At 39.9% G+C, this 18,291-nt stretch carries 16 protein-coding genes; 8 read left to right on the top strand and 8 right to left on the bottom strand.

Going from position 1 to position 18,291, the window contains the following annotated elements:
- Positions 1-167: 167 nt before the first annotated feature.
- Positions 168-605: an META domain-containing protein gene (locus FTU34_RS01950; RefSeq protein WP_078192049.1), complete on the top strand. Its 438-nt coding sequence runs from the start codon at positions 168-170 to the stop codon at positions 603-605.
- An 82-nt stretch (positions 606-687) separates the two neighbouring features.
- On the opposite strand, the gene FTU34_RS01945 is transcribed toward FTU34_RS01950, so the two are convergent.
- Both FTU34_RS01945 and sppA read right to left on the bottom strand, forming a co-directional pair.
- Positions 688-1,497, bottom strand: coding sequence for an alpha/beta fold hydrolase (locus FTU34_RS01945; RefSeq protein ID WP_180034385.1), 810 nt, complete (start codon positions 1,495-1,497; stop codon positions 688-690).
- Complete coding sequence (gene sppA, locus FTU34_RS01940; protein WP_078190385.1) at positions 1,494-2,519, bottom strand: signal peptide peptidase SppA; 1,026 nt, start codon at positions 2,517-2,519, stop codon at positions 1,494-1,496. The genes FTU34_RS01945 and sppA overlap by 4 nt, the downstream gene beginning before the upstream one ends.
- A 127-nt stretch (positions 2,520-2,646) precedes the next feature.
- Between sppA and FTU34_RS01935 the strand changes: the two genes are divergently transcribed.
- Positions 2,647-3,618, top strand: coding sequence for a lysophospholipid acyltransferase family protein (locus FTU34_RS01935; protein ID WP_180034386.1), 972 nt, complete (start codon positions 2,647-2,649; stop codon positions 3,616-3,618).
- 31 nt (positions 3,619-3,649) lie between these two features.
- On the opposite strand, the gene FTU34_RS01930 is transcribed toward FTU34_RS01935, so the two are convergent.
- From FTU34_RS01930 to FTU34_RS01920, 3 genes are all read right to left on the bottom strand, one after another.
- The gene (locus tag FTU34_RS01930) at positions 3,650-6,109 is read right to left on the bottom strand and encodes a DNA internalization-related competence protein ComEC/Rec2 (RefSeq protein WP_180034387.1); all 2,460 of its coding nucleotides are present in this window, start codon (positions 6,107-6,109) and stop codon (positions 3,650-3,652) included.
- Between the two features lie 108 nt (positions 6,110-6,217).
- On the bottom strand, positions 6,218-6,901 hold the full coding sequence (gene lolD, locus FTU34_RS01925; RefSeq protein WP_180034388.1) for a lipoprotein-releasing ABC transporter ATP-binding protein LolD: 684 nt from the start codon (positions 6,899-6,901) through the stop codon (positions 6,218-6,220).
- Positions 6,894-8,129, bottom strand: a complete 1,236-nt coding sequence (locus tag FTU34_RS01920; RefSeq protein ID WP_078190389.1) for a lipoprotein-releasing ABC transporter permease subunit — start codon at positions 8,127-8,129, stop codon at positions 6,894-6,896. The genes lolD and FTU34_RS01920 overlap by 8 nt, the downstream gene beginning before the upstream one ends.
- Positions 8,130-8,157: 28 nt before the next feature.
- On the opposite strand from FTU34_RS01920, the gene FTU34_RS01915 reads away from it, so the two are divergent.
- A complete protein-coding gene (locus tag FTU34_RS01915; protein WP_078192054.1) occupies positions 8,158-8,727 on the top strand; it encodes a PilZ domain-containing protein in 570 nt (189 codons plus the stop codon).
- Between the two features lie 7 nt (positions 8,728-8,734).
- On the opposite strand, the gene FTU34_RS01910 is transcribed toward FTU34_RS01915, so the two are convergent.
- Both FTU34_RS01910 and FTU34_RS01905 read right to left on the bottom strand, forming a co-directional pair.
- Complete coding sequence (locus FTU34_RS01910) at positions 8,735-9,640, bottom strand: DMT family transporter (RefSeq protein WP_111883935.1); 906 nt, start codon at positions 9,638-9,640, stop codon at positions 8,735-8,737.
- Between the two features lie 5 nt (positions 9,641-9,645).
- Positions 9,646-10,134, bottom strand: coding sequence for a YaiI/YqxD family protein (locus FTU34_RS01905; protein WP_372491130.1), 489 nt, complete (start codon positions 10,132-10,134; stop codon positions 9,646-9,648).
- A gap of 266 nt (positions 10,135-10,400) precedes the next feature.
- Between FTU34_RS01905 and FTU34_RS01900 the strand changes: the two genes are divergently transcribed.
- Entirely contained in the window at positions 10,401-11,333 is a 933-nt protein-coding gene (locus tag FTU34_RS01900) for a hypothetical protein (RefSeq protein ID WP_180034389.1), read from the top strand.
- 605 nt (positions 11,334-11,938) lie between these two features.
- Here the strand turns inward: FTU34_RS01900 and serC are convergent.
- A complete protein-coding gene (gene serC / locus FTU34_RS01895; protein ID WP_111884024.1) occupies positions 11,939-13,018 on the bottom strand; it encodes a 3-phosphoserine/phosphohydroxythreonine transaminase in 1,080 nt (359 codons plus the stop codon).
- 348 nt (positions 13,019-13,366) lie between these two features.
- Between serC and FTU34_RS01890 the strand changes: the two genes are divergently transcribed.
- Genes FTU34_RS01890 through FTU34_RS01875 form a run of 4 tightly spaced genes read left to right on the top strand, consistent with a single transcriptional unit; the run spans position 13,367 to position 18,284 of the window.
- A complete protein-coding gene (locus tag FTU34_RS01890) occupies positions 13,367-14,854 on the top strand; it encodes a TolC family protein (RefSeq protein ID WP_180034390.1) in 1,488 nt (495 codons plus the stop codon).
- Between the two features lie 21 nt (positions 14,855-14,875).
- Positions 14,876-16,039, top strand: coding sequence for an HlyD family secretion protein (locus FTU34_RS01885; protein WP_180034391.1), 1,164 nt, complete (start codon positions 14,876-14,878; stop codon positions 16,037-16,039).
- The gene (locus tag FTU34_RS01880) at positions 16,039-17,169 is read left to right on the top strand and encodes an ABC transporter permease (RefSeq protein WP_180034392.1); all 1,131 of its coding nucleotides are present in this window, start codon (positions 16,039-16,041) and stop codon (positions 17,167-17,169) included. The genes FTU34_RS01885 and FTU34_RS01880 overlap by 1 nt, the downstream gene beginning before the upstream one ends.
- Complete coding sequence (locus FTU34_RS01875; protein WP_180034393.1) at positions 17,166-18,284, top strand: ABC transporter permease; 1,119 nt, start codon at positions 17,166-17,168, stop codon at positions 18,282-18,284. Before FTU34_RS01880 ends, FTU34_RS01875 begins: the two co-directional genes overlap by 4 nt.
- Positions 18,285-18,291: the final 7 nt, after the last annotated feature.

Below are 18,291 nucleotides of genomic sequence, written 5' to 3'. Positions count from 1 at the left end.
AAAATCTAAAATCCATTTTTGCAGAATGTTCAACTTTATGATCAATATGTAGTTTTTAGTTAAATTAAAACTTTTAGCAACATTAAAATAATAAGCTTATATTGCAATTAGAAAACCTTATAAATCTAGAAATATTACATCCTTCAAACAAAAGTGGAGAAAATCACATGTTAAAATCCATCACACTGGCGACTTGTGCATGTATAACACTGGGTATGATTGGTTGTGCTACGACATCAAATCCGGCTACTGATCGTAATTTAGATAAATTACAAAACAAAAATTGGGTTGCGAGTGAAATTCAAGGCGTTAAGCTTGAAGCTGACCCTAACAATTCGAACGTACCCACCATCACTTTCGACGATACTCGTGTAAGTGGTTCTGATGGTTGTAATCGATTCATGGGCGGTTACGCTGTGCAAAACACAAAAATCCAATTTTCAAACCTTGCTACAACACAAAGAGCGTGTTTGACTGCGACAAATATTCCTCAACATTTTTCGCAGGCATTGAGCCAAGTTACTCATTATGATGCCTCTAAAGATCATTTGAAATTTTTAGATGCCAACAACAAAGTTGTTTTACAATTTGAAAATGCGAAATAAATCTCAAAAGTAGAAAGTAGAATGTTTCATTCATAAAAAAGCACTCTATAGAGTGGTTTTTTTGTGTTGTCGTTTTTAAGGTTCAATGATGACGCTTAGGCAATTTAAGTAAATCTTTGATCAATTCCACAGTTTCTACAGGATGTTCTAAGGGGAACATATGACTCCCCGCAGCAACTTTAAATGGAATCGCAAATTTTTTCTCTACCATTTGTGGAAAGTGCCGAGCTAAAAATGGTCCCTGCTCTGCAATTAACTGCTGTACAGGTACTTGCGGTTGAGCATGAGGTAACCACCACAGTGAAGGATTGGTTCGAAAAATATGAACTTCATCATCACGTGAAATCGTCAATTCCACCCCACCACGCAGTTTATCGTCCATCAAGGCATGATCAATATAAGCTTGATAACAGTCTGGATCGAAATCTTTATAAAAACCTTTCGGCCTTAAAAGCTCTGCTGCTTGTTCACGGCTGTCCCAATGATCACGACGACGCTTCGACAATCCTGCTGGGGACATTTTATCGAGGACTTTAAGTTTGAGGAGTTTTGCGATGTGCAAAGCAAAAGACTCTTTCCCCATGATCATAGGCGGATCAATCATTAACACTTGTTCAAACAATTCTGGGCGTTGTAAAGCAGCCTGAAATGTTAAAACCGAACCTAATGAGTGACCTAATCCAATAACCTTACGACCATTGGCCTGACGTACAATACTGTCAATGACTTGCTGTGTTAAGCTCTTCCAATGGTTATCGATTGGGTAACGCTTATCAGGCCCAAGTAACGGCACATAGATCACATCATATTCATCACTCAGTAAATCAAACAATTTTTGATAAACCCGTGATGGCACGCCATTGGCGTGCGCAAAATGAATTAACGGTTTCATTGTAATTTCGTGCTGTTTTCAGATTGAACCTGTTGTGACAATGCGCTTGCCAAACCTTGACCAAATGAACTCCCCATACGACCTAGTACAGAATCAAACGGACTATTTTCAATGGTGTAGTTCACGGCTTTTTCAGTTTTCAATTCACGTTTCAGGCTATTTAAACTACCTGTACGGTCAGCAATACCTAGCTTCACAGCCTGATCACCCGTCCAAAATAAACCTGAGAAAATAGCTGGATCATTTGATTTTAATTTCTTACCGCGACCTTCCTTCACTGCATTAATGAAATGCGCATGAACATTATCAAGTACACCTTGAACATGTGCTTTTTGTGCTGCATCAACAGGTTGAGTCATGGATAAAATGGCTTTGTTCTCACCCGAAGTCATGGTGCGATCTTCTACACCGAATTTTTGCATCAAACCACTAACACCATAATTCGGCATAATCACGCCAATCGAACCCACTAAACTTGAAGGATTGACAATAATTTCATCTGCCGCAGACGCAATATAGTACGCACCTGAAGCGCCTGTATCACCAATAATGGCATACAGTTTTTTATCGGTATGGGCTTTTTTCAAGTACTGAATTTCTTGCCAAATTTCATCAGACTGAACAGGTGAACCACCCGGTGAATTAATATTTAGAACAACCGCTTTGCTTTGTTTATTTTCATAAGCTTTTTTCAAAGCTTTGATGGTATTTGCACTGTTTACACTTTGCTTGTCCGCTGCAATGGTCCCAATGATATCAACCACGGCAATATGTGAACCCGCTGTTGCTGCAGGATCAGATGACGACATGCTGCAACTTTTTGCCATCGCAATGATAATAAATAGCAAATAAGCAAAGGTTAAAAATTTAAAAAATATACCCCATCTACGTGCCCTACGTTGTTCTTCAACGGAAGAAAGCACCGCTTTTTCTAATATTTTCCATTCATTTCCAGTTGGCTGCTGAATATTATTTGAAGAACTTTGCTGTTTTTCTTCAGGTTTTGGTGGCCATTCGGACATAAAAAAACCCATTTGATCGTTAATTTGTAGTCATTATATACACGCTAATCGCTATAACTGTCTAATCAATTCATTTTCCCCTATAATTATTTTAAATTTTCTTTCATTTCTTTCAGACTTAAATAAGATGACCGACCAAAATTCACAGGACACCACATATCACCTGTTAAAATTTATCAGCCGTCAACCTATTCAAATTTCAAGATTAATTGCAAAAGGTTTGGCTGGGTTAGTCAATGTTTTAAAAATCTCTAAAACCTACTCTACGATTCAACGCAATCTAAAAATTGCATTGCCTGAATTATCAGAGTCAGCTCGCATTCAACTCACTAAACAAGCGATTCGAAACGAACTTTGTTCTTATTTTGAATTTTTTAACATTTGGGGTGCAAGTACAGAAAAAAATATTCAACGAATTCATCACGTACATGGCGCTGAATATTTACATGAAGCGCTCGCCCTACAAAAAGGCGTTGTACTCGTAGTACCACATTTTGGTACTTGGGAAATCATGAATGCATGGGTTGCGCAGTACACTCAAATGACCATCATGTACAAGCCGGTAAAAAGCGAATCTGCCAACAATTTTGTCCGTGCTGCTCGAAGCCGTGAGCAAGCAATATTGGTTCCTACGGATGAATCAGGTGTACGTCAGATTTTCAAAGCATTAAAACAAGGTGGGACGACTGTGATCTTGCCAGATCATACCCCCAATGCCGGCGGCGAAATGATTCCATACTTTGGTATTCCACTAAAAACCAGCAACTTAAGTGCAAAATTAATTCAAAAAACCAAAGCACGTGCGCTCTTACTGTATGCCATTCGAAACGATAATCATGGTTTTGATATGCATATCGAACCTATGGATGAGAATATCTATCAAGGCAATGCAGATGATGGCTCGATAGTTATTTTTAAAGCAGTGGAAGATTTAATTCATCGTTATCCAGAGCATTATCACTGGAGCTATAAACGCTTTAAAGCCAACCCAAAATTGAGAAATCTATACAATATTAGTGATGAAGAAGCCGCTCAACGCATTCGTGATATTCGTGAGGAATATCAAAGACAGCAAAAAATGAAAAATGTGACAGATTGACGTTTTCAAGCAATATACTTGAAGCAGTTTTCTATTCAGATTCTTTAGATAGCCTGCGATATAGATCGAGCCATTTATACTTTGTCCGCTCTTCAATTAGTTCAATTTGCTGTTTATTTTGCTTGAAATGGATACTTCCACTTTGCTCAGTTTGCAAAAGTGGAATGTCTAATTGTTTGAGACGTGTTTGGGTCATCTTTGCAGGATGTCCATAACGATTAAATCGCCCCGCAGAAGCAATCGCCAACTTGGGCTTAAAATGGTTTAAAAACGCATAGGATGAACTGTGCCGACTACCATGGTGTCCGAGCACCAAGACATCGACTTTTAGGTCTGGATAATCACTTAATATTTGATATTCAGTCTCCCAACCCGCATCCCCCATCAATAGAAAATGTCGTGGGCCATTGACGCCTTTGATCGTGACATATAGAACACAAGAACGTTCATTGGGATTCCATTTGGCATCTGTCAGATCTTCAGGCTTTGGCGAGAGTATTTCAAAATAGACTTGCTGATCCCAATTCCACTGCTGACCACGCTGACATAAGCGCTGTGGAGCTTGGTTCGTGGTTTGTACCCGCTCATTACTTGAAAGCTGCCCAATATCAAGCTGTTGCTCCAATGAGAAAAAGCCACCGCTATGGTCTTGATCTAAATGAGTCAATAACACCCAATCTAGTCGATGGACACCTTGCACACTCAAAAATGGCCGGATGATATTTTGCCCAACACTAAATTTATTTTCATCATAGTTTCCACCGAAGTCCACCATCATATGATGATCTACAGATCGGATATAAATCGCCTGCCCTTGCCCCACATCTAAAATTGAAAGCTGAAAATTTGCTGAATTTCTCCATGGGATAAACAGAACAAAAAAGGCAATGACCGCCCAATATTTTGGCAAGATACCTTCAGGTAAAAATAAGATTACTATAACGAGTATCAACAGTATGATTTGAGTTGACGTCAATGCGACATCTTGCATTTTTGGTGCAAAGAGTCGATCTAAGCCATAGAGAAACACATGCAATATTTCCAAACACAGATCATTGAATAAAAAAACCAAATGCGCCAAAGGTGTAGAAATATAAGAAAGTGCCCCTCCGATGATATCTAAAGGAACCACCACAGCCCCTAACCACGGGATGGCGAATAAATTACTTAATGGGCTAATCCAAGTCACTTGCTTGAAAAAAATCACCATCAATGGAAATAAGGCGACAAAGATTTTCCATTGTGATTCCACCATCAACCACATTGAATGCTTTAACTTTTGCCAAAAACTGGCGTCCGTTTGAGCCAGTAAATGCTTCCTTAAGGTTTGATAAATCCGCAGTAAAATAAAGCAGGCGCCATAAGACAACCAAAATGCCGCGGATAAAATACTAAAGGGATCCACGAGCAATAAAATAGCTGCACTAAAAACCAGCAGTTGAAAAGGCTGAATGGTTTGCCGTAACAAAAGCATGCTACTGGCAACTAGGCAGATCGTCAGCGTTCTCAGTGCAGGTATTTCAAAGCCAGTAAATGCGCAATATAGAAGGACACAGAAGATAAAGGGCACGACCAATACATATTGTTTAGGCCATTTGAGATAAATTTTGGGACAATATTTACGGATACCTAACTGCATCGCCCAACAAAGCATGCTGGCAAAAACCAGTACATGCGGACCAGAGATCGCCAGTAAATGACTCATCCCAAAGCGTTGAAATAATTCACTGGTGCCTTCAGTGAGTAAACTTTTATCACCTGTAAGCAGCGCTAACAGCAAGCCATGATTCTGCAGAGGTTGTTGGTATATAAACGCTCTTAAATATAAACGCTGCTTTTCGACTTTTATTTTGAACTGATGTAACACACCTTGATGTCGTTGATATTGCTGGCCATAACCCATCGCAGTCATATGTTGAGGTGGTATCAATTCAACCGACTTCACCTTTAAACTGGCATGTATATTTTGCTGTATATTCCACCTTTCTTGGTCAAATGCACCTTCGGTCACATAGCTTTGGGTAGGTCTTAACTCACCATACATACGATAGTATTGTCCAGGGACCAACTGAATCGTCTGTTCATTATTTTGCAAAATTGAATTGGGTAAATACGCCATAAAATATTGAATCTGCTGATTCAGATTGAGCACTTCAATTTTTTGCTGAATTGCTTGGTCTTTGAGTTGGCTGATCTGTGGAATATACGCAATAAACTCGCCTTGTCTGCTCTGATGTTCAACCAATGCCAAACGCTGATCGAGTTGAGTATTGGCGAAACTAAAGCCGAGAATTGCACCTATGCAAAGATTTGCACTGAGCTGTAAGATTTTCGAAAAGATACTTTTTAGTTTTGGTGAAATGTAGAGCTGTAGCACTAGCCAAATCAGGACAATAAAAAGCAACTGAGCTGTCGAGAGTTGTGGATTCCAAAACATGAACCCCATAAAAGAAATACCTAAAATCCAGCCAATACAAAAACTTTGTAACATGAGTCGTCATTATTTTTATTATGTGCTGGCAATAATAAAGCCCACCGCGGTGAGCTTCAATCAAACAATCTTAATCCACTAATTTTTTTTACAAAATCAATTTAGCGCTTAGTCATCTACCCATAAACCATCTTGCATATGCAAAATCGCATCAGCAGATTGAGCTAAATATTCATCATGGGTCACAATTAGCATTGCCATGTTAAATTCTTTACGCAACTCAGATAGCAACTCAAAAATCTTCACCGCGGTTTTGCGGTCTAAGTTCCCTGTTGGCTCATCAGCCATCATCAACTTAGGTCTTGCTACCAATGCACGAGCCAAAGCCACACGTTGACGTTCACCGCCTGAAAGCTCACCCGGTTTGTGCGTCATGCGGTGGGAAAGTCCAACGCGTTCCAAAAGATATTCAGCTTGCTGCTTCACTTCTTTGAAGTTACTCGACTTACGTAACATCAATGGCATTGCCACATTTTCAAAGGCGGTAAATTCAGGCAACAAGTGATGGAATTGATACACAAAACCTAAATGCTCATTACGGATATAACCACGCTCTGCTTCACCTAAAGTGTCAAAGCGTTGACCATTAATCATCACTTGACCCGATGTTGGACGATCTAAGCCACCCAATACATGCAACAACGTACTTTTACCAGAACCACTTGACCCCACAATCGAAACAAACTCACCTGCTTTGACTTGTAATGAAAGTCCACGAATCACATCGACTGTAGACTTCCCATCGGTAAAAGATTTGGTAATGTTTTGGGCATCTAAAACTAAATTACTCATAGCGTAGAGCCTCTGCAGGTTGAACTTTAGCTGCACGTAATGCCGGATAAATAGTCGCGATAAAGCTAAGACCCAATGATAAAGATACAATCACCACAACATCTTGCCATCTTAAATAAGACGGTAAATAGTTGATGAAGTAAGCATCAAACATATTTAAGCCCAATGTTGTATTCAACCAACCGACTAAATTACTAATACTCGATGCAGCGATAATCCCTAAAATCGCCCCTGACACCGTACCAATCACCCCAATCACTGTACCTTGCACCATGAAGATTCGTGTGATTGTAGCCGGTGAAGCGCCTAGTGTACGCAAAATGGCAATATCGGATTTTTTATCAGTGACCACCATCACTAATGAAGACACGATATTAAATGCTGCAACCAATACAATCAGGAACAGCAATAAACTTACCATTGCCTTTTCCATTTGAATCGCACTGAACAGATTACCGTGCGTATAAGTCCAATCTGAAGCATAGAAGTTTGCAGGTAGATCACGCACAATTTCTTGAGATACTTGTGGCGCTGCAAAAATATCATCCAACTTCATACGGATGCCTTGTGCACCATCTGGCAGTCTTAATAAAGTCGACGCATCGTTCAGGGCCACATAGCCCATCATCGAATCAACTTCCGCACCAATACTGAAAATACCAACAATTTTAAATCGTTTAAAACGCGGAACGACCCCAGCCGGAGAAGGTGTTGCTTCAGGAAGCACCAAGGTCACACTGTCATTCAAACCTAAACCCAAGGCATCTGTCATTTGCTTGCCGAGCACAATACCAAATTCACCTTTTTTCAGGTTATCGATACTACCTTCCACCATATGGTCTTGGATAATTGATACCTTTTTTTCATACTGCGGTTCAATCCCACTGACCATAATGCCAGACACTTGACCTTGTGCCGTCAACATTCCCTGTAATTGGGTGAATGGTGCGACACCTTGAACATGCTCATGCTGCTCAATTTTTTTTGCAAGTTCAGGCCAATTTGTTAAAATTTGTGTTGAAGAAACAGTGGCTTGAGGTATCATTCCTAAGACACGAGTTTTCAGCTCACGATCGAAACCATTCATCACAGATAAAACTGTAATAAGGACTGCCACACCAAGCGTGAGGCCGATCATGGATACCAGAGCAATAAAAGAAATAAAGTGGTTACTGCGCCGAGCGCGAGTGTATCTCAACCCTATATACAGCGAGATTGGTTTAAACATAACCATCTAGTCCGAGGTAATATATATTATGGAAAACTTACAGCATCAAAGCGTTCAAACTGAACGCCGTGTAATGTCGCGTATCGATGCTGCTTTGCGCATCAACTATCAGATTATCTCTGATGATGTTGCACTGAATGATCCTTACGATCCTAATTTTGTATTGCCGCGCTATTTTCTACTACTTGCTGAATTAGATCAATTTGATCATGCACTCAACTACGAATTAGAACAATTAGCTGAGAAAGATCAACAAATTGCTCGAATCTTATCCTTATTTAACCAAAAGTTAAACCTTATTACGGGTTCTTTATACGACGCAATTGTACAAAGCATGTTACCAGTGCCTGAGCATGTGAATTTTTCCGAGACCGGTCTGAGCTTTTTTAGCGAACGCGCGATTAAAGAAGGTACTTATATCCATGTGACCTTAAGCCACCCTGAAAATTTCTTCCATATTGCGGCAACTGCACAAGTGGTTTATAGCCGTGAAGAAGAAAGCAACTTGTACCGTACGGGTGCCTATTTTATCACACTGCTCCCTCAAGACCGCGTCAAACTTGCAGAGTGTATCGCACTGACCCAAAACAAAGAGTGATTTTTAATCAATGTTTTAATTTGTGGGCGAGCTCTCTGTTCGCCCGAAAATCTTTATAAAAATAAACAAACAAGCCTGATAATAGAATCACAGCACCAAGTAAAACCATCAATGATAATTTTTCATCATTCAGTAAAGCACCAAAGAGCATAGCAAGCATGGGTGTGAGAACTGTTGTTAAAGATAAAGTTGTCGCCTTAATGTTTTGTACCAGTTTGAAATAACAAAACATTGCAATCAATGAAGCCATAATCACTGCATAAAATAAGCCGATGAGCGCTTTGGTCGAAGGCATCTGTGTCGGTGCATATTGCCAAATAAACGGTAGCATTGCAGCAGAAAATAGGGCTGAGATAAGAATCGAACCCGTGGCTTGAGACATGGGCTGCAATGGCGCATTGACTTTTTTCACCCAAAAAATCGACATACAGTAGACGAATACGCTCATTAACATTAAGACGATGCCAACAGGCTGTACGTGCTGATCACTGCCGCCTAAGCAAATAATGGCTAAACCACAGACGGCAATCAACATCCCCATCCATTGCAAGCGATGCAGATAGGTATGAAAGAAGAAACGACCGATCAGACCCGTCATAATTGGTGCCAAACCAAACATCAGGGCAATAATGCCTGAGCTGAGATAGGCCGTTGCCATATAGGTAAAAATCTGAGAACCAATAAAACTAAATGCCCCCGCCAAATAACTGTGCAGCGAGGTTTTATCCATCGGAAGTTTATGTTTAAAAATAAACAATAATGCGACAGCCAAGGGTAATGCGATAAAAAAGCGTAATGTCAGTGCCCAAAACGCATTGATATCACTGACACTCCAAACGATGGCAAGTGGCGTAGTCGACCAAATGAACACCAACAACGCATAGGTCGTCGCTAGATTTGTTTTAGATGGCATGGTTTTTACTTCTGCGCCGTTTTACGTTTTTGCTTTTGAATGGTTTGATCTAAGCTACTAGAAAATTCGCGCTTATCACGTTCAGAAATCGGTGCTGGACCACCGGTTTGCACACCTGCGCCCCGTAAAGTATCCATAAAGTCGCGTAAGTGTAGACGTGCTTTGACATTTGCTGTGGTATAAATCTCACCCCGAGGATGTATCGCTATACCGCCCCGCTCAATCACTTCAGCAGCAAGTGGAATATCCTGTGTCATCACGATGTCGTGCTCTTTCATGCGCTGAATAATTTCTTTATCCGCTGCATCTGCCCCACTCATGACTTGAATCGAGTTAATTCGGACCGAAGGCGTTATCCCAACATTTTGATTGGCGACAAAAGTGACTTCTAACTGGTAACGATCAGAAGCACGAATAATTACATCACGTAAAATGCGTGGTAACGCATCTGCATCCACCCATAATTTAAATGGTAGCACTGATTTTCCATTCACTTTTAAACATAACTCATAGTAACAAATCTACATGACAATTTGGGGATCTGCATCCGCTGAATGGATCTACATTTCTCTAATCATGAGAATCGAAAAGCTGCAAAATGAGCCAAAGTTGAGCCTATTTTCCAATGCTTTAACATTTAAATCCTACTGAAAACATTTTTTATGCATGATTTCATGATAAATATGACGTCGGTGACTTGAAAATTTCAAATAACCCTCGATTTATTAATTATGAAACCAACCCAATATCAATTGTGCATATGAAAAAACAAAATAGCCCTGAAATTATCACTATTGAAGATCAAACTTTTGGTAGTCATGTTGAACATTGGAATTTGCTTACAGGCAACCCGACAACGGATGTACCAGTTTGGCTGGGTCAGGCATTGGATGCACCCATTATGCCGATGGGCTTATGTGCACAAGAATCTGATATGGATCAAAGTACATGGCTGATTCAAGGTCCATCTCTAGCGTCTATTCAACTTTGCCAAGTGATTGCTGTAGAAAATAATAAACCTAAAGCCGTTAAAACTGCATTTCCAAGTTTTGATAGCCCATATAAAACCAAAGCCACCATTGAACGTATTATTACCTGTAAATCCAATACGCAAGCTGTGCTTTGCCTCGACTTAGGCGCAAATACCAGTGTGTATGCTTTTGATAGTTTATATAGCGTCAATCACGACCAATATGAAAAAGATGTAACCTACAGTGTGCAACTCAATGCTTGGGCCTATGAACTCGAAGCTGTCGCAGAACATGAACAGCTTGTTGTTGATGATCCTGCATCGATTAAACATCATCGTGCTTTAAACGATATATTGGCAGCAAACAACGGTGTTGCCCCTGCAGACTTACACGAACAAATTAAAGCGTGGCAACCAAAGTCTGAAGATGACAAAGCACCAGTCACCGTCGATTTTTCTAAAATGGTTGCATACCTATATGGTGAAAACCTCGGACAAGAAGACGAAGCATGGTTCCAAGGGCATATTGTTGGCAAAACTGCCATGCAATTTAAAGAGCAAGACTATACGCTGTATGATGTGACCTTAATCCACGAAGAAAACCAAGAAGCGGTGATTGTTCGTGTTGCAACAAGAAATCCGGCGCATAAAGATTTCAATGTTGGGCAATATATTCGTGGCAACCTGTGGATACAAGCCAATATTTACGCGAAATCTGCCTAATTTGAATTCAAAAACCCTATTTCAAATAAAAAAAGCCGCCTCAGTGCGGTTTTTTTATTTCTCGCTAATCATGTGTATTCGCTGAATATTTAAATGATTGAATATTTCTTATCCATAAACCAGTCAATATATTCTATTTTTAAATTCAAATTAAAATAACTTATCCACAATATTAAATTCAAAATAATGCTGCTAAATAAATCCATCTACAAAGGATAAAATATAAAAATCTAATATAAATAAATAAGATAGGAAATTTATGAAACTAAATTTATCAATTCAGTTGCTTATTTTTAAATAAACTAAATAGTTTAGTAAGTTTACGGCAGATAGTACTTTATTTAATCAAATAATTATGTTAAAAATGCGTTTAAGAAATAGTAATTAACGATAAATAGATCGGAAAGAATATCTATGAAAGTCGTGCAAGAAGAAAACTTATCGCAAGTTGACCATCACATGGAATCTCGATATCAAATCGAGCCAATGTCCTGCTTATTTTTTATGTTAGGTATGCTGATTTGTGCATACGTTTTACATACTTTTATTTTTTAATCTATTCAATAAAAAAACCGGCATTTGCCGGTTTTTTTATGCCTTTACAATTATGCGTTGCGTTTTGCAAAGTCATCCATAAAGTTAACCAGTGCTTGAACACCTTCTAGCGGAACAGCATTATAAATACTTGCACGCATACCACCCACTGAACGGTGACCGGCTAAATTAAGCAAGTGGTTTTCTTCAGCTTCTTTCAAGAATTGTTTTTCCAAATCTGGATTCGCCAAAGTGAATGGTACGTTCATTATTGAACGGAATTCTTTTGCAATTGGATTTGCATAAAAATCGCTTGAATCGATATAACCATAAAGCAATTCAGCTTTTGCCATATTCGCTTTATAAATTGCGTCTACACCGCCCTGCTCAAGTAACCATTCAAAAACGAGGCCAGATAAGTACCATGCATAAGTTGATGGTGTATTCACCATTGAACCATTTTTCGCTTGAGCTGAATATTTCAAGATACTTGGAATATCTGCTTTCGCTTGATCCAATAAATCATCACGAATAATCACTAAAGTTAAACCAGCCGGACCAATATTTTTCTGAGCGCCTGCATAGATTAAACCGAACTTAGAGACGTCTAATGGTGCAGATAAAATGCTTGATGAAAAATCGGCAACCAATGGTTTGTCTGTTTCAGGAATGTTGGCAAACTGAAGACCACCAATGGTTTCATTATCTGCATAATGCACATAAGCCGCATCATCAGATAAGTTCCAAGTGCTTTGATCAGTAATCGCAAGTTTACCGTCAATGGTGGTACCCGCTTCAACGACATTAATGTCGCCATAACGCTGTGCTTCTTTCAACGCTTTTTCAGACCAAATACCAGTGTGGATATAGTCTGCTTTGCTGTTTTTACCCAATAGGTTTAATGGGATCGCAGAGAATTGAAGTGATGCGCCACCTTGAAGGAATAACACTTTATAGTTGTCTGGAATATTCATCAGCTTACGAAGATCAGCTTCTGCTTTCTCTGCCACAGCAACATAGTCTTTACTACGGTGGCTCATTTCCATGATCGAAAGGCCTTTGCCTTGCCAGTCAAGCATTTCAGCTTGAGCTTTTTCTAAAACGGCAGTGGGTAATGCAGCAGGACCAGCACAGAAGTTGTACGCGCGCATGAGTTTTCCTTTCAAAGTGAAACACAATAAAATGATGGCATTTAACCATATCTGACGCGTGCTTGCAGTAGTTAAAGCTGAAAATATTCCAATGCTGTCTGACATTTAAAGTCAAAATTTCAATAAAGATCAAAATTAATTCTTCTTAATTCAAATTATTAGATTTACTGATATTTTTTATCCCTTGAATTGATGCTAATTTAAGGTCTTGATGTGCGAAAAATGACGTGCGCTGCAAAGATAAAATTTATTTACATATGTATATGAAACAATACAACAACTTAGTGAATTTACCCAACTTCATCACAATGACTATAATGAACCCATCCTAGCTGTGAGTGTGTTTTTATGCCTTTACCTCGAACAGATTATTCTATAAAAATTAAACATACATTTCGTTCAGGTTTACTGCTTGGCCTTGGTTGTTTCAGTGGCTTTTTTAGCCCCACGGTACTTGCGCAAAGTATCAGTTATAGCCAAGCAGAACAAAGTCTACTCACTAGTTCGTATAGTACTCAGGCCAACCAAGCACTACAACAATCTGCCGAACTTCAAGCTCAGGCCATTAAAGGGCTTGGTTTACCTCGTGTGGATTTAAACGTCCGTGCCTATGCCTTTCATAATGAACTCGATATTCCTCTCGGTGCCTTAAAAAATAACTTAGAACAAACGCTGAGTAATGGCATTAATAATAAAATTGATGAAAGCTTACCGAGTGATTTGGCAGACCCATTAAAAGACAGTCTGCAACAGCCAATCCGTGATGGTGTCGGATTAATTCCAGATTCTTCCCAAGTGGTCTTAGATGATCAAGTGATCCGCCCTACCGTTTCCGTAATGATGCCGCTGTATACCGGTGGGTTAACGTCTAGCGCCAAGGAAATTGCCAATATCCAAGCCAAACGCAGCGCGATAAGCAGTGAACAACAACAAGATGTGCAACGTTTTGAATTAATCCAAGCCTACTTCAATGCTCAATTACAAAAAAAATTAGTCGAAAGCAGCCGCTTCAATTTAAATGCGATGCAACAACACTATGCCAATGCACTCAAAATGGAACAACAGGGTTTTATTAGCAAAGGCCAGCGTATGCAATTTGAAGTGGCGAAGAATAATGCGCTCAGAACTTTTCAAAATACTGAAGCGAATTTTCGCTCTAGCTTATTTAAGTTAAACAACTTAATGCAAAGCAGCCAAATTACTGATCTTTCAACGCCATTATTTATCAATCAGCAACACAATCAAAATATAACCGCCTTGCTGAAAAGTTATCAGGATCAGTCTAGTTTGGTACGTAAAATGCAATTGGACAGTCAATTGGCCGGTGCCAATGTGAAAGCCCAAAGCGCAGCAAAAAAACCCAACGTCTTTGCATTTGGCGAATATAGTCTCGACGATAAACAAAACTGGATCGTTGGTGTTGCCGCTCGCTACAACTTATTTTCAGGTATTGATAAAAACAAATCCGTACAAGCTGCTGAACTTCAACGCTATGCATCTGAGTTAATGACTGAGCGTACCAAACAAGAAATTGAAAGCCTGATTTATAGCTCATTTAATGAAGTCACCAGCGCTCAGCAAAGTCACCTGTTGTTACAGCAAAATCTAAAAGCCGCACAAGAAAATTTAAGAATCCAACAACTTTCATTTAAGGAAGATATGGGAACAGCCACACAAGTCATTGATGCACAAAATGCACTGAGTGGGCTACAAAGTGAAATGGCGCTCAATGCTTATAAATACGTGATGTCACTCGCAACACTGCTACAAAGTCACGGGAGCATTGACCAGTTCCAAAGCTATATCAATCAATCACACACCGACTATATTCGCTAAGTTTAGCCGAGGGGAAACAATATGAATCAGGAACCAACTGATCACCAAGAAGATGCCTCTGCGAATGCTGAAACATCCCAATCCAATGTCTCGAGTTCAAACGTTTCGTTTACAGCAAATACTGCTGAGGATACTCCAAAGAAAGTGAATACCAATACTGATGCAGAGACGAAAAAAAGCTCAGTGCAAAGTCGCAATAAATCTGCTTTGATCAAGCTCGTGATTGGCATTGTCTTAGTTCTGCTTTTGGCATTGATTGCATTTGGCTTATGGAAAAGTTATCAGCCCAAGCAGGTTGAATTACAAGGTCGAGTGGAGGCTGAAACCATCCACATTAGTACCAAAGTACCCAGTCGTATCGAAGAAATATATGTGCATGACGGTGAAAAAGTACAAGCAGGTCAAGCACTGGTTCGTTTAACCAGCCCCGAAGTCGATGCAAAGAAACAACAGGCTTTAGCTGCACTCCAATCTGCGCAAGCACTGCAATCCACAGCTGAACGTGGCTCTCAACAAGAAAATATTGATAGTTTATATGCCAATTGGCAAAGTCTAAAAGCACAGCAACAATTGGCGCAAACCACCTACCAACGTGGTCAAAACCTTTATAAAGAAGGTGTCATTTCACGACAACGCCGTGATGAAATGCAAGCTGCCGCAGTGTCTGCTGCACAAATGACAGAAGCGTCTTATCAACAATATGCGCGTGCAAAACGTGGCAGTACACCGCAACAACAAAGCTCGGCAGATGCCCAAGTCAAGATTGCGCAAGCCGCGTTGGCTGAAGCCAATGCACTTGAGGCTGAAACCAAGTTATTTGCACCCTCCAATGGCACCATTTCAAAAACCTATGGCAAAGTTTCAGAATTAGTTGCGATGGGTGTGCCCGTAGTGAGTCTGATTCAAAATGATAGCTTGTGGATTAGCTTAAATGTTCGTGAAGACCAGTATGCTCAAGTGTATCAACTCAAGACCATGCAAGGATTTATACCGGCGCTAAACAAATCTGCCGATTTTAAAATTGATCACATAGAAGCCGAAGGTGAATTTGCAACGATTAAAACCACGCGACAAACGGGCGGCTATGACATTCGTAGTTTTAAAGTCCAACTAAAACCCGCTCAGCCGATTGCTGACTTAAAAGTGGGTATGAGCGTTTTGTTTAAAATTGAAGAGCATAAATAATGTTTAGGGGCATTCTGCGTGAGTTTCGCTATTTGATGCAGCATAAATGGGACTTGTGTATGGTCACACTTGCCCCTGCCCTTGTGATTTTGCTCTTTACTAATATGTTTGCTCAAGGCAAACCAGATCATTTACCCATCGCGATCATAGACCAAGATCAAAGCAGTTTAAGCCGTAACATTACTCATTTTGCGCAGCTCAACCATACTTTAAAAGTAGCTACCATTACACCTAGTATGGACGATGCTGAAAAGCTGATAAATCAAACCCACATTTGGGGCTATATTCATATTCCTGCTGGCGCAGAGCAACGACTGGTTCAAGCAAAAGATGCAGAAATCAGCATTGCCTATAACCAAAGCTATTTTAGTGTCGGCAATAGTATTTCATCAGCCATGTTACTGAGTACACTGCAAGCCATGGCCGATTTTAGTGGTCATCAGTATTTAGAAAATAGCATCCCCTACCTCGATGCACCGACGCCCAATGTTAAAATTTCACCCTTATATAATCCGGGTTTAAATTATGAGTTCTATTTAGAGCCTTATATGATTCCTGCGATTCTGCATTTATTACTGTGTTGCTGTGTCGCATTTTCGGTTGGTCAAGAAATCAAATATGGCACTGTAAATCAATGGGTGAATCCAAGTTCTATCTTTCAAGCTTTAATCGCTAAAAATCTCAGTTATGTTTTCATTTTTACCGCTTGGACATGGGCGTGGATGTTGTGGCTAATCGCGTTTCGAGGTTGGTTTGTTCAGGGTTCATTATTGCTCATTTTGCTCGGGCAATTGTTTTTTTATACAGCCTATGCCTTTATCAGCTCTACTGTAGTTTTGGCGACACGTGATCTCACCAAGTCCTTTGGTTTTATAGCGGTATATGGTGGCTCATCACTAAGTTTTGCAGGGGTGACATTGCCGCTGAATAACGCGCCGATGTTTACAAAATTCTGGGCCAATATTATTCCCTATACGCCTTATGCCAAATTACAAACAGAACAATGGGTCATTGGTAGCCCAATCTCCATTTCAATCACACCGCTTGTCACCCTGATCATTTACTGTCTGTTCTATTTGGTTCTTGCCAGCTTCTTTTTACGGAAAGTACTGAAGGAGCAAATCATATGAATAAAATCGTGTCATTTCTATCAACTTTGCTCAGACACTATATTCAAAGCTTTAAAGATATTGTGAAGCACAGTTCGATTTTTACCACCTTAGTGCTTTCTGTTTTTCTTTACAGTTTTTTTTATCCCATTGCTTATCAAGCGGAACACGCAGAATCGCTCCCTATCATTGTGGTGGATGAGGAACAAAGCATACTCACCAATACGATTATTGGTGCTGTAGCCAATAGTCCCAATGTAGAAATTCGAGCTGTGACTGGTAATTTTGCGGAAGCTGAAAATATGCTCCGAAGTCAGCAAGCTGACGGGATTTTACTGTTGCCGAGTAATCTTTCAAATAGCATTCGCCGTGGTGAAACAGGTGGAATTGGTTTATATCTCAGTGCTGCAAACTTTCTAAAGACGCAAAAAATTGGCTTAGGTTTAGCCAGTTCGATGGAAAATGCTCTCGGCGAATATGCAGAAAAATTTCAGAACATATCCGATTTTAGCCCAGCTTTATCTATCCATAAGATTCCATTATTTAATCCACTTTCAGGCTATGGCAGCTATATTTTCCCAGCGGTTGCTCCCTTAATTATTCATCAGACGATTTTATTGGGTCTGTGCATGCTTATTGCGACCTATCGACAAAACACCACATGGCGTCCAAGCTATACACAATTAGCTGGCATTTTCTTGTGTATTTTGACCATTGGAACTTTGGGGTGCTTCTATTTATTTGGTTTTACCTTTTGGCTGAATGACTATCCACGGGGTGGAAATTTGTGGGGCATGTTCATTGCTGTACCCATCTTCCTCAGTTGTATTATTGCGATGACGCTCTATCTAGCCACCTTTCTTGACCTGCCAGAACGTGCAGGACATGTCATCGTTTTTAGTTCTATTCCGCTATTTTTACTTTCGGGAACGGCATGGCCACATGCAGCTATGCCTGAATGGATGCAAATACTCGCTCAAGCATTACCTTCGACCCAAGGCATTCAAATGTTCCTTCAACTCAATCAGATGGGTGTGCCAACAGCAATCGTCATTCCTAAACTGCTTTACCTTTCAGCTATTGGACTGATTTTTTTATGTCTTGCTGTCTGGCGTTTAAATTTTGCCAAAAGATAAAACTGTT

The sequence above is a fragment of the Acinetobacter sp. YH12094 genome, assembly GCF_013419295.1.
In the GTDB taxonomy this organism is placed as follows: domain Bacteria; phylum Pseudomonadota; class Gammaproteobacteria; order Pseudomonadales; family Moraxellaceae; genus Acinetobacter; species Acinetobacter amyesii.
This window is presented reverse-complemented; position numbering and strand designations above follow the sequence as displayed.

Coding starts and splice junctions, on each gene's coding strand:
- serC (WP_111884024.1), bottom strand. CDS start 13,018: ATGCGCGCGTACAACTTCTGTGCTGGTCCTGCTGCATTACCCACTGCC.
- FTU34_RS01915 (WP_078192054.1), top strand. CDS start 8,158: ATGGAAAACTTACAGCATCAAAGCGTTCAAACTGAACGCCGTGTAATG.
- FTU34_RS01930 (WP_180034387.1), bottom strand. CDS start 6,109: ATGTTACAAAGTTTTTGTATTGGCTGGATTTTAGGTATTTCTTTTATG.
- sppA (WP_078190385.1), bottom strand. CDS start 2,519: ATGTCCGAATGGCCACCAAAACCTGAAGAAAAACAGCAAAGTTCTTCA.
- FTU34_RS01935 (WP_180034386.1), top strand. CDS start 2,647: ATGACCGACCAAAATTCACAGGACACCACATATCACCTGTTAAAATTT.
- FTU34_RS01950 (WP_078192049.1), top strand. CDS start 168: ATGTTAAAATCCATCACACTGGCGACTTGTGCATGTATAACACTGGGT.
- FTU34_RS01890 (WP_180034390.1), top strand. CDS start 13,367: ATGCCTTTACCTCGAACAGATTATTCTATAAAAATTAAACATACATTT.
- FTU34_RS01920 (WP_078190389.1), bottom strand. CDS start 8,129: ATGTTTAAACCAATCTCGCTGTATATAGGGTTGAGATACACTCGCGCT.
- FTU34_RS01910 (WP_111883935.1), bottom strand. CDS start 9,640: ATGCCATCTAAAACAAATCTAGCGACGACCTATGCGTTGTTGGTGTTC.
- FTU34_RS01900 (WP_180034389.1), top strand. CDS start 10,401: ATGAAAAAACAAAATAGCCCTGAAATTATCACTATTGAAGATCAAACT.
- FTU34_RS01875 (WP_180034393.1), top strand. CDS start 17,166: ATGAATAAAATCGTGTCATTTCTATCAACTTTGCTCAGACACTATATT.
- lolD (WP_180034388.1), bottom strand. CDS start 6,901: ATGAGTAATTTAGTTTTAGATGCCCAAAACATTACCAAATCTTTTACC.
- FTU34_RS01880 (WP_180034392.1), top strand. CDS start 16,039: ATGTTTAGGGGCATTCTGCGTGAGTTTCGCTATTTGATGCAGCATAAA.
- FTU34_RS01885 (WP_180034391.1), top strand. CDS start 14,876: ATGAATCAGGAACCAACTGATCACCAAGAAGATGCCTCTGCGAATGCT.
- FTU34_RS01945 (WP_180034385.1), bottom strand. CDS start 1,497: ATGAAACCGTTAATTCATTTTGCGCACGCCAATGGCGTGCCATCACGG.